Below are 11,221 nucleotides of genomic sequence, written 5' to 3'. Positions count from 1 at the left end.
GTGCTGATGCACCCCAGTATGACCACAAACGTGTCCGATTAAGAGTGTTATTGTGGGTTATATTACCGATTTTTGCGCAAAACGGCTATGGTATCTCATAAATTGGTTGAACTTTGAACACGCTAATAGAGTGCCCACCTGGGTATGGCGGGCACCGCAGACTTAACTGTCTGCGCGGCTCATAAACTTTGATTCTGCAGTGTTGATTTTAATTTTATCACCGCTGGAAATATGCTCAGGTACCTGAACTACTAAGCCTGTTGTTAATGTGGCTGGCTTAGTACGGGCACTGGCCGATGCGCCTTTGATAGAGGGGGCGGTTTCTTCGATTACCAGCTCAACGCTTGAAGGCAGATCTAATGATACCGGGGTGCCTTCTACAACAACGATCAGCAGGCCTTTGGTTTCTTCATTGATGAACAGGACCTGTTCAGCAATCGAGTCTTTGTGGATGTGATAAGGAGTATAGTCCTCGTCATCCATGAATACATATTCGTCACCATCAATGTAAGAAAGCATTGCCGGGCGACGCGTTAAATCGGCCAGTTGTAGCATTTCTTCGGCTTTAAAGGTTTCATCGACTTTACCGCCATTGACGACATCGTACATACGCATACGGTATAAACTGCCGCCAGCACGACCTTGCGGTACAGAGCGCTCAATATCTCGGACGATCATTACGCGACCATTATAATCAATCGCGGCGTGTTTCTTTATTTCACTGGCTTTAGGCATAAAAGGCTTCCTGTTAGTCTAAACTGAGCGAGAAGTTAGCATGAAGTCGGGATCTCGCCAAGTGCTGTGTTCCCAATCGGTTTATTCTACAATACAGGCCCGACAGGTGAAGCTGGCTTGAACAGGGAAGCTAGATGAGGAGAGAAAGGTGAGAGCAGGTATGATGGTTGAAGGGTTTAAACTGGGTTGCCAGTGTGGTCAGGTTACCGGGCGCATCGCTGCGCACCCGCACTGGCAAGGGAATCGTCTGACCTGCTATTGTCAGGATTGTCGCGCGTATCTGCATCATTTGGCACAGACCGACTCTCTCAACGACTTTGGCGGAACGGATATTTATCAGGTGCCACCGGCGCACGTCAGTATTTTAACAGGACATGATCAGCTGGCCTGCCTACAGCTGACCAGGGGAGGCGTCTATCGTTGGTACACCCAATGCTGTCATACCCCGGTTGGCAACTGTTTTAGCCCCTTCTGGCCCATGGTGGGGATCATACATAGCTTTGTGCGCGAGCCGCTCGAGACTTTAGTGGGTCCGACTTCGGGGAGTGTCTATTGCCGTGGCGCGCTGGGCCGTTTACCAGATGAACTCAAAGGCGCACGCTCACAAAAGGTGATGGTGCTGCGTTTGATCACTAAGTTGCTGGCCTGGAAGCTGTGTGGCAAAAACTCACCTTCGGTATTTTTTGTCAATGGCGCACCGCTGGCACCGCCACAGCAGCTTTATTCATGTTCTGCAGATAAAGGCTAAAGCGAGTAGAGACTCGACATCGCCTGGTAACTTAATCCAAAGTGCTGATTAAACCAGTTATTGACGTAATCATGTTGTGGCGCCAGTTTGGCACAGCGCAGTACATATTCGCCATCGGCTGAACCGAGTTGATCTTCGCAGTAGGTTTGCAGCCACACGCGATCCAGGTCTGCAACAAACTGAGTGTGTAGCTCAGTGAGCTGTTTGGTTAAATGCGTGCTAACATCCAGAAATTGCGCTTGTTGTGGTTCCAGATCCAAATCGGGGAAGTCCGCATAATGGCTTTGTGTGTGATGCACCTGGCTATCGTCCACTTTATGCTCAATCTGTTGCCTACCCAGACGGCCCAGATACATCATATCCAGACTATAATGCTCTGTGAATTCAGTGACAGGGTACTGGTAGATTTTTGCTACTTCAACATCAATAAAAGAACCTGGCTCACTCGGGTTGGGCTGTGCTTGTTCCAGCGTGTAGTGCTTCTGTCTGTTCACCAGCTTGGTATTGCGGCTGTGTTTGAAAGTGGCATGGACGTTAAGCGTGAAGGTCCCCTCACCTTGCGGGTGGTACCATAGACTGTCCTTAAAAGCGTCATTTAGCTGAGATAAGACAGTCTGAAGGCGTTGTTTTTGTGTGCTCGTGTCGTGCAGTTGCACAGTGAGTTTTGGCACGATGCGGATCTCGGAATATAAAGCCCGGGCAGTCACTCGTTGTGTGGGGCGGCTGGCGATACTCCAGGCTTGACAATATTTGCGATAAAAGCGCTGTAAGAACAGACGATCTTTGCTCTGCGATGTACTGAGTTTTTCACACTGACGCTTGGCATTGATCTTTAATTGCTCCTGATACTGAGCAAAGGCGTTGCCCAGTCTGGCATTGGCAATTAAAAAGGCATAACGCATTTCGAAGTATCGAAATGGATCCGGGAAGGCTGAGCGGGACAGTGACAAAGCCTCTTGCTTGAGCCAGCTGGTGGCATATCGCAGCTCTTCATTTTGGGTTTCTGCCATGGGCCCGATAGGCTCTATGTGCCAGCTTACCTGGTTACGTAGTAAGGCTTCTAGCTTGAGTGCCGCGCCGGTATGATTGCCAGACAGGCGTAACATGCGCACGTCAATGAGTCCACGGTCGATGATTTTATTGCGTGCCAGAGTAAGCCGCTGACGTGCCTCTACATCCTGAGGATCCTCGGCGAGGGCTTGTTCGTAGAACTCGGCGGATTGATCATACATGCCGGCCTCATACAATGTGTCTCCTTTTTCAACCAGGCTTTTACAGCCTGACAGTAGCAGCACGCCCGCAATCATAACGGCACACAATTTGGGTGTCTTCATCGGTCCTTCCTTGTTCACTTTAAGATATCTTCGTATATCATGCGTCATGTCACTTTTGTATGACACTCGACAGGTTTGGTTATTTTTTAGGGCCTAGTACCCTTCGCTCAGTGATGTTTTTCGGTTTGGCCGGCGCTTCGGTTAATACCCAGACCGGACGAGTAACGAACAGGTTGTTGGGGTAGACCACTTTATGCCCATCGACATGACGTAACACCACATTCATCAGCCCCATTTCGACAATACAGCCTTCGATGGCGTTGGCACCATCTATAACCCTGACCCAGTTGCCCAGGCGAAAGTCATTTTGCACAAACATGATTAAAAAAGCAGTCAGGTTGCTGAGCAAAGACCAGGCGGCAAACAAGGCAACACCGAGCATGGCAAATAAGGAGGAGCCCAGCACTAATAAACCACGCAACTCGATCCCCCAGAACACCAGCAACAGGCATAACAACACCGTTCCAACCAGCCCTTTGAGCAGTAACTCAGCTCTTTGTTGTCTGTGCAGGTCGATTTTACCCCGGGTGATACGATGGAGTATTTTGATAGCCAGTTTGAGCAACAAAGGAAACAGGAAAACGAACAGCAGTGTGACAATCAGTTTGTACTCAGTGAGCAGGAATGACGTAATTGCTTCAGGCACGTGGCAGACCTATTTAAATATCAATAATGCGCGATGATATCAGGGAAATTTAGCTGTTTAAAAGCGGTTTTTAACGGTAAATAACCACTGTACTGAGTCGATGTTGTCCGGGCCATCAAGGGGCGCTGCGACATCCAGATGCAGCACCAGTCCCGAGTTGGCCCGACTGGGAGCAAGCCGCAGTCCAATACCGATGTTTTTTAGAAACTGACCCTGAATTTGATGTGTTAGCGCATGTTGCTGCAGATCCGTTAACGTGTTCGGCTCGTCAAGACTGCCAGGCAATGGTGGTGGTATCGGGCGGCCATCAACGCGGCCAATATCAAAGTAGGCAGCACCACCTACTTTAAACAGGTGCAGCAAATCATATTCCCAGTAATAACGCTTCTCAAGGTTAAGCAGGATCCGCCGGTTGCCTTGCAGGTAATTGCTGGGATAACCTCGCAAACCGGTTTCTCCGCCAAGCGTGATCTGTTTATCGGCACTGAGGTGTTTACCATACTGAATTTCAAGCTGGGCATACCAGGACTGGCGTATGCTGGTATTGAGATAATATTGCAGTCGTGAGCTGAGCAGCAGGTTTTCAGCCTGATCCTGACGTTTGTTCCAGTAACCATGTAAATTGAAGGCGAAGCGGAGCAAGCTATCTGCAGAGGTGAAATGAGCTTTATTGGCATTGAAGGCCATCACCCAACGGCTGTCATCATCACTGAGCCCACTGTCTGAATAGCCAAGCTGGGCATTGATATTCCAGCCTAAATTTAAATCCTCAGTGCGATAGATTGAGTCAAAGTTACGGACTTTAATATAGGCATCTTCGAACCACTGTGCCTGAATATAGGGGTAGCGTAGTGTCCGGTTTTCAGCAATGGGTAAAGTGGTACCGCGTAGGCGAGCAAATTCTTGCTTTTCATCCTGATATCCAAGTAACAGCCGACGCGTCCAGTCGTTGTCGAGTGCAAAGGCGCGGCCAATGTAGAAGTTGGATATCTCACTGAGCTGTTGATACTCCGAGATTTCTTCACCCAGATTGTAGAATGACTCAACCCGACGGTTACTTAAGTTACTGATACCGTAACTATAAGGCGTGGAGATTGAAAAAAATGGGTATTCAACGCCGACATAATGCACTTTTCCATCATCGTTGTCCGCGTATTCAAGGCGCCCCCGGTAACGGCTCGACAAAATTTGGGGATCATCGTAAACAAATAAATAGCCACTGCGGTCCGGGTCGGAAATATGTGTCAGTGACAGGCGTTTACCGTAGCCCAGCAAGTTGGATTCACGAAAGCCGAGACGACTTGAATTATCGCCGCCGCTGCGGCTGAAACTGATATCGGGTAGCAAGGTCCAGAGGTCGCGTGTAATGACTGTAACAGCCACTTCACCCTCACAGGTTTGTTCGGCAAAGATCCTGGCATCATAGATATAGGGCTGCTGGCGTAAAAGTCGTTCTGACTCCCGAAGCAGTTTGGGGTCATATTTGCCCCCTTGGCTAAACAGCAATAAATTGCGGATCACCTCAGGTTTCGTTTTGACGTGCGCCCGATTTGCAAAACGAAACACGGCGTTATCTTCCTCCGGCAAAGAGGTATCAAAGACATTCAGTTGTCTGAGCTCAATGCTAACCACAGAGGCATTGAGTAAAGCTGGTAAGGTGTCGGTGCTATCTAACTGGCGGTGGAGGTTATCATCCTCAGGCGTAGTGGGGCGGTTGTTACTGCAATGCGCAGAAGCACTTGATGACGTACTGGCAGCAACTTGCACTGACGTGGTTACCACTGATGTGAGTACTGCTAGTATTGACGTGCGAACAACCCAACCCATAGAACAGCCTGTCGTTAATTAACGTACTTTTAATTATGGCCTATGTTAGCCATAGCTGCTCAACTAAGTCTATATTATTGTTGTAAATTTAACCGTAATAATGTTACCAGGTTCGGCAAATGTTCAGTGGCACCAAGGCCTTCCGGCGCGATCCAGATACTCTCACTATAGTGCTCAAAATTGAGGTTGTATGGGTGCCCTGCATAATTGAAGCGCCACTGGTGGCGGTCAGCACCCTGATGAAATTCCAGCAAGGCAAGGCCATCCAGGTGCAAGAAAATGTGTCCCCAAAACTCAAACTCATCTGCATCAGGCAGCGAGCTGGGGATGACAAGAATGTGGTTTTGATCTGGTAAGTGATCGATACGCGTTGTCACTGTGACTCCACTTAAACGGTTAGGTTAATCTGTGTCGAGGTAATTGCGGATCAGCTGCATAAAAGGTGCGCCGTATTTGCTGAGCTTGGTGAAGCCAACCCCAGAGACTTTCAAGAATTCGCTATCATTGGTCGGCGTTAGTTGTGCCATTTCCGCCAGGGTTTTATCACTGAATACCACATAAGGTGGTACGTCATCCTGATCGGCCAGCTCTTTACGCAGGCTGCGCAATTTAGCAAAGAGCTTTTTATCATAATTGAACTGCGCCAGTTTATCTTGATAAACATGCTTCGCTTCAAGCCGTGGCTGGGCCAGTTGTAGGGCATATTCTCCTCGCAGTACTGAGCGAGCCCCTTCGGTCAGGCGCAATGCGGCACCCTGAGTAATGTCTTGGGCAACCAGGCCATGATGTATGAGTTGTCGCAGAATACTCAGCCAGTACTCGTTGCTGTGCTCTTTGCCAATGCCATAGGTGCTCAGGGTGTGGTGTTGGTTGTCCCGGATCCGTGCGGTATTGGCGCCGCGTAACACGTCCACAATATAGCCAAGCCCAAAGCGCTGCTCTGCCCGATAGATACAGGACAAGGCTTGTTGGGCAACCAAAGTGCCGTCAAATCGTTTTGGCGGGTTCAGACAGATGTCACAGTTGCCGCATGGTTCGCGTTGATATTCGCTGAAATAATTAAGCAGGATCTGGCGTCGGCAGGTTTGTGCCGAGGCAAAACTGGCCATTGAGCTAAATCGTTGCTCTTCGACTCTGCGCCTGTGCTCATCCTCAATGTCTTCAAAAAACCGTTTGACCCGACCAATGTCTGCGGGGTCGAAGTACATGATGGCTTCTGCTGCCAGGCCATCGCGGCCGGCACGGCCTGTTTCCTGGTAATACGCTTCGATACTCTTGGGAATGTCATAGTGCAGTACATACCGCACGTTCGACTTATTGATCCCCATGCCGAAAGCCACCGTTGCAACCACAATCTGAATGTCATCACGAGCAAAGGCATTTTGTACAAACTGGCGTTGCTCATTGCTCATCCCCGCATGGTAAGCAGCTGCATTAAAGCCGGCTTCAACCAGTTTTTCGGCGATGTCATCAACACGTTTACGGCTGGAGCAATAAACAATGCCGCTTTGCCCTTTTTGCGTGCGCAGATAGCGCATCAACTGAGATAATGGTTTGAACTTCTCTTCGATGGTGTAACGAATATTCGGTCTGTCGAAGCTGCCCGTATGAATAAAAGGCGCCTGTAAACCGAGTTGGGTGACAATGTCACTGCGGGTTGCCAAATCGGCTGTCGCGGTAAGCGCCATCATAGGGATTGAGGCAAAGCGGTGCTTTAATTCATGCAGTCGACAGTAGTGCGGTCTGAAATCATGCCCCCAGTGTGATACGCAGTGCGCTTCATCGATGGCGAATAAGCCTAGTTGGAGGTGACTCAGGCGCTCAATAAATTCGCTTTGCAGTATTTTTTCCGGCGCCACATACAAGAGTTTTATTTCACCCTGATGCAGGCGCTGGTAGATGGCTTGCTGCTGAGCCCGGTCGAGGCTGTTATTGATAAACTCTGCTGAGATACCCAGAGCTTGTAACTGTGCAACCTGGTCTTGCATCAAAGAGATCAGCGGAGAGACCACGACGCAGGTGCCTGGCAAAAGTAACGCGGGTACCTGATAGCATAAAGATTTGCCGCCACCGGTTGGTAGCAGTACTAAGCTGTCGCGCCCGTCCAGGCAGGCCTGAATGACGTCGAGTTGCCCGTCACGAAAGTCACTGTAGCCAAAAACTTCTTTCAGTACGCCGTGCGGTGTGTCGATTGAGTGAGTTGCAAGATTTTCCATCGAGCGCATTTTAGTGGGTTTTGCAGCAGAAGTCTTTTGTTTTTGATCACAGGAAAATCATACGGGCAGGTACAGATTACGGTATACTGCGCGCTTGGCATCTGTGGGAACAATCAGAAGACCAATTATGTTGTGCTTGGGAGAAATGAATGGGAACGAGTAGTGAAACGAAGCAGGGGTATATCTTTGCCGTTTTAGCATTTTTGATGTGGGGATTGGCTCCCATCTATTTTAAATCGCTGGATCAAGTGGATGCGCTTGAAATTCTTATCCATCGTGTGGTCTGGTCGGTACTCTTTATTGCCTTGATCATCGCCATAAAACTCAACTGGGACAAAGTAGTTGCCGTGCTGCGTCAGCCAAAACTCATGCTCATGTTGACGGTTACGGCCTTATTGCTGGGATTTAACTGGGGCTTATTCATCTGGTCAGTGAATAATGGGCATATGTTGGATGCAAGTTTGGGCTACTATATTAACCCTTTACTCAATGTGTTGTTGGGTATGTTGTTTTTACAAGAGCGCTTGCGGCCTCGCCAGCAGTTTGCGGTTGCGCTGGCCGTTGTCGGGGTGGTGCTGCAATTGGTCAGCTTTGGCTCGTTTCCGGTGATTGCCTTCTCTTTAGCCGGGTCATTTGCGATTTATGGGTTATTGCGTAAGACCATGGCGGTAGAGTCTTTGCCTGGCCTGTTGATTGAAGCCGTTATTCTGCTGCCCATTGCACTTGGTTACTGGTGGTGGTTAACACCCAGTGAAACCAGCAATATGATGGTGAATGACTGGGTCACTAATGTGTTATTGATTAGCGCAGGGGTTGTAACGACATTACCTTTACTGTGTTTCACCGCTGCCGCAAAACGTATTCCCTATTCGACTTTGGGTTTCTTTCAATATATTGGACCAAGTTTGATGTTCGTTCTGGCTGTGGTGTTCTATGGTGAAGTATTTAGTGCTGAGCGGGTGTTAACGTTCGCCTTTATCTGGTCTGCCCTGGCACTGTTCAGTTTTGATTCTTACCGTTCGGGTAAAGCGCAGCGCCGTCTCGCGGCTGCGTAATTATGTTGGGGGGACTGAACCTGTCAGTCCCCCTGTAATGTATTACATTTCGTCGTCTGCCTCCACGGCAACAGCTTCGACTTCTTCTTTATTTGTCTCTACCTTAGAGCGGCCAAACAAAGTATGAAACTTGGTTTTGCAGGTTGTGAGTTTCAGGTATTTCGTCCAGGTTTTTTCCATCACATTGCCTGGTGTTTGTCGTCCCTCCATGACGTCGACAAATTGTCGTTGAAATTCATTTTGTGGCTGGCTAGCTTTGGTGTATAAGCTCTTTAGTAGTGCACCATGGTTTTCCAGTACATCAGACTCCTGCAAAGTGAAGTGTCCGCTGCGAGAAAACCCTCGAGGAAAGTTAAGATCATCATAGAAATGTTTAGATGTAACAAAAGCTTCTTTCAAGGTCGCTAAATTTTGATTCATGGTGAAATCCTCAGCATTGTTTGGCAGGAGTATGGACCATAGAGAACAAATATTTAAACGAGTTTTTTTTATCGTAAGGGGGGTATGTGGACCTAGATCTATTAAAAACATTTGTCGAAGTTGTTAAGACGCGTCATTTTGGTCGCGCAGCGGAAAATTTATATATTACTCAATCTGCTGTCAGCTTTCGGATCCGCCAGTTAGAACAAAGCCTTGGCGTTAATTTGTTCATACGTCAGCGTAATAATATTCAACTGACTGCGCCGGGCGAACGTTTGTTACCTCATGCCAATATGATCCTCACCGGGATGCAGCGTGCCAAGGTTGATGTCGCACTTGCCAATAATATGCATAAACAAGTGTCACTGGCCGGCACGCCAAATATTTGGGACGCCTTTTTACAGTTTGGGATTAACCACATTGTGGCGGCGATGCCTGGAGTATCGCTGGTGGCTGAGGTCAAAGCGCAGCAGGAGAGTACTCGTTTATTATTGGAGCGAACGCTCGATATTGCGGTGCTATTTGACCCACCTAAAGTGGATGAACTGGTCGTTAAGCAAATTAAGCATCTGGCTATCATCCCGGTCAGTACAATGGTGCAAACCACCAGTGAAGACTTTTTTGATAAGCAATATGTTTACGTAGACTGGGGAACGGCTTTTTCATTGTGGCATGCGAAACAGTTTAACGGCAGTACACCGCCTTATTTCAGAACCAGTACGGGTCGTATCGCACTGGATTTGATCATGCAGTGTGGTGGCTCAGCATTTATACCCCGTGCACTGGCCGTTGAGCCGATAGAGAAGAAGCAGCTATTTCATATAGAATCAGTGGAGCAAAATGCACGGGAAATCTATGTTGCTTATCACAAGGATAATGAACAGATAGAACAAATTGAGACAATTGCCAGTCTTTTGGCGTCTCTACCTGATTAGGTTACAGATTGTTGAATTATTTATGATGATTGACTGACAGTTAAATGTCACTTTTATTTTAAGTGTAATATTTCTGTCACGTATCACTGGCAGACTGCGCCTGTCTAAAAAATTACGTGTTGCGATACTTGAGGAAATACACATGAAATTATCCAAATCAGCATTATTTGTTTCTATTTTCGGTGCTTTGTCTGCGAGCGCTTACGCTGATGTTGATGTATATGGTAAAGCGAATTTGTCTGTCCAAAGTTCAGATGAAGGTGAAGGTTCATTCACAGAAGTGAAGAGCAATGCATCACGCTTTGGTTTCAAGGGGTCAGAAAAGCTGGACTCTGGCCTGGAAGTTATCTACAAATTGGAGTTTCAGGTTGATGTATCTGATGCGGACTCTAAAGGCGATGATGACAACATTACAGCGCGTAACCAGTATGTGGGCCTGAAAGGCGGTTTCGGTGAAGTTGTTATTGGTCGCAATGACACGGCATTCAAACAGTCACAAGGCAAGCTGGACCTGTTCAACGACCTTGAGGCAGATATTAAGAATCTGTTTAAAGGTGAAAACCGTCTGGGCGACTCTATTTCTTATAAGTCGGCCAGCTTCAATGGCTTCAAAGTGCTAGGTACCTTTATTGCAGAAGATAGCACTGAGGGTGAAAACGGTTTCTCAGCAGCCCTGACTTATGGTGATGCTAAACTGAAAAAGACTAACTTCTACGCTGCAGTTGCAACAGATAGTGAAGTAAAAGGCTACGACGCAGTACGTTTTTCAGTACAAGGTAAAGTAGCAGACTTCAAACTGGGCGCAATGTATCAGATGCAAGAGAAAGTTGATGGGTCTGATGAAGCTGACGGTTACATGGTAAACGCGGCATATGGTTTCGGTGCGAATACCCTAAAGCTACAATATCAGGTTATCGACTTTGATAAAGGCGATAAAGTAGATGGTATCTCTGTTGGTATTGACCACAAGCTAAGCAAAGCAGCAAAACTTTACGCATTCTACTCAAGTGTTGACGAAGACAATGGTGTAGAAGAAGATTACCTGGGTGCCGGTATCGAATATAAGTTCTAAGCATATCGCATCTAATAGAACATACAAAAAAGGCCAGTCAGAATACTCTGACTGGCCTTTTTGCGTAATGTGTACCTGAAAGTGAGCTGATTTTGTGTGTTTAATGTCAAAAAATGCGCGTTTAGTGCAATTAATGTCCGAACGCACTGTTTTTCTCACTTTTCTTCAAAAAAGGGGTTGCGCTGGGTTTCGATTTCCCTATAATGCGCATCCACCGACACGGGGCACAACGC

At 47.7% G+C, this 11,221-nt stretch carries 11 protein-coding genes; 4 read left to right on the top strand and 7 right to left on the bottom strand.

Going from position 1 to position 11,221, the window contains the following annotated elements:
- Positions 1–162 precede the first annotated feature (162 nt).
- Positions 163–735, bottom strand: coding sequence for an elongation factor P-like protein YeiP (gene yeiP, locus MHN31_RS13920; RefSeq protein WP_125559149.1), 573 nt, complete (start codon positions 733–735; stop codon positions 163–165).
- Between the two features lie 148 nt (positions 736–883).
- On the opposite strand from yeiP, the gene MHN31_RS13915 reads away from it, so the two are divergent.
- A complete protein-coding gene (locus MHN31_RS13915; RefSeq protein WP_138538498.1) occupies positions 884–1,483 on the top strand; it encodes a DUF6151 family protein in 600 nt (199 codons plus the stop codon).
- Here the strand turns inward: MHN31_RS13915 and MHN31_RS13910 are convergent.
- The 5 genes from MHN31_RS13910 to recQ all read right to left on the bottom strand — a co-directional run bounded on the left by MHN31_RS13910 (position 1,480) and on the right by recQ (position 7,506).
- Positions 1,480–2,817 carry a tetratricopeptide repeat protein gene (locus MHN31_RS13910; RefSeq protein ID WP_239444529.1) on the bottom strand — a complete coding sequence of 446 codons (1,338 nt, stop codon included), beginning with the start codon at positions 2,815–2,817 and terminating at the stop codon, positions 1,480–1,482. The two genes, MHN31_RS13915 and MHN31_RS13910, sit on opposite strands and share 4 nt — an antisense overlap.
- Positions 2,818–2,896: 79 nt before the next feature.
- Positions 2,897–3,463, bottom strand: a complete 567-nt coding sequence (locus tag MHN31_RS13905) for a mechanosensitive ion channel domain-containing protein (RefSeq protein WP_125559155.1) — start codon at positions 3,461–3,463, stop codon at positions 2,897–2,899.
- A 57-nt stretch (positions 3,464–3,520) separates the two neighbouring features.
- Positions 3,521–5,290, bottom strand: coding sequence for a ShlB/FhaC/HecB family hemolysin secretion/activation protein (locus tag MHN31_RS13900; RefSeq protein WP_239444528.1), 1,770 nt, complete (start codon positions 5,288–5,290; stop codon positions 3,521–3,523).
- Positions 5,291–5,364: 74 nt separating this feature from the next.
- A complete protein-coding gene (locus MHN31_RS13895; RefSeq protein WP_239444527.1) occupies positions 5,365–5,667 on the bottom strand; it encodes a DUF3630 family protein in 303 nt (100 codons plus the stop codon).
- A 24-nt stretch (positions 5,668–5,691) separates the two neighbouring features.
- A complete protein-coding gene (gene recQ / locus MHN31_RS13890; protein ID WP_138538496.1) occupies positions 5,692–7,506 on the bottom strand; it encodes a DNA helicase RecQ in 1,815 nt (604 codons plus the stop codon).
- Positions 7,507–7,655: 149 nt separating this feature from the next.
- Here recQ and rarD point away from each other — a divergent pair, with 149 nt between their 5' ends.
- Positions 7,656–8,561, top strand: coding sequence for an EamA family transporter RarD (gene rarD, locus MHN31_RS13885; RefSeq protein WP_125559161.1), 906 nt, complete (start codon positions 7,656–7,658; stop codon positions 8,559–8,561).
- Between the two features lie 42 nt (positions 8,562–8,603).
- Here the strand turns inward: rarD and MHN31_RS13880 are convergent, their stop codons facing one another.
- The gene (locus tag MHN31_RS13880) at positions 8,604–8,981 is read right to left on the bottom strand and encodes a DUF413 domain-containing protein (RefSeq protein WP_058796367.1); all 378 of its coding nucleotides are present in this window, start codon (positions 8,979–8,981) and stop codon (positions 8,604–8,606) included.
- Between the two features lie 86 nt (positions 8,982–9,067).
- On the opposite strand from MHN31_RS13880, the gene MHN31_RS13875 reads away from it, so the two are divergent.
- Positions 9,068–9,916, top strand: a complete 849-nt coding sequence (locus MHN31_RS13875; RefSeq protein ID WP_125559165.1) for a LysR family transcriptional regulator — start codon at positions 9,068–9,070, stop codon at positions 9,914–9,916.
- Positions 9,917–10,058: 142 nt separating this feature from the next.
- Complete coding sequence (locus MHN31_RS13870; protein WP_125559167.1) at positions 10,059–10,988, top strand: porin; 930 nt, start codon at positions 10,059–10,061, stop codon at positions 10,986–10,988.
- Positions 10,989–11,221: the final 233 nt, after the last annotated feature.

The organism is Pseudoalteromonas sp. McH1-42, from assembly GCF_022347845.1.
GTDB lineage: Bacteria > Pseudomonadota > Gammaproteobacteria > Enterobacterales > Alteromonadaceae > Pseudoalteromonas > Pseudoalteromonas rubra_D.
This window is presented reverse-complemented; position numbering and strand designations above follow the sequence as displayed.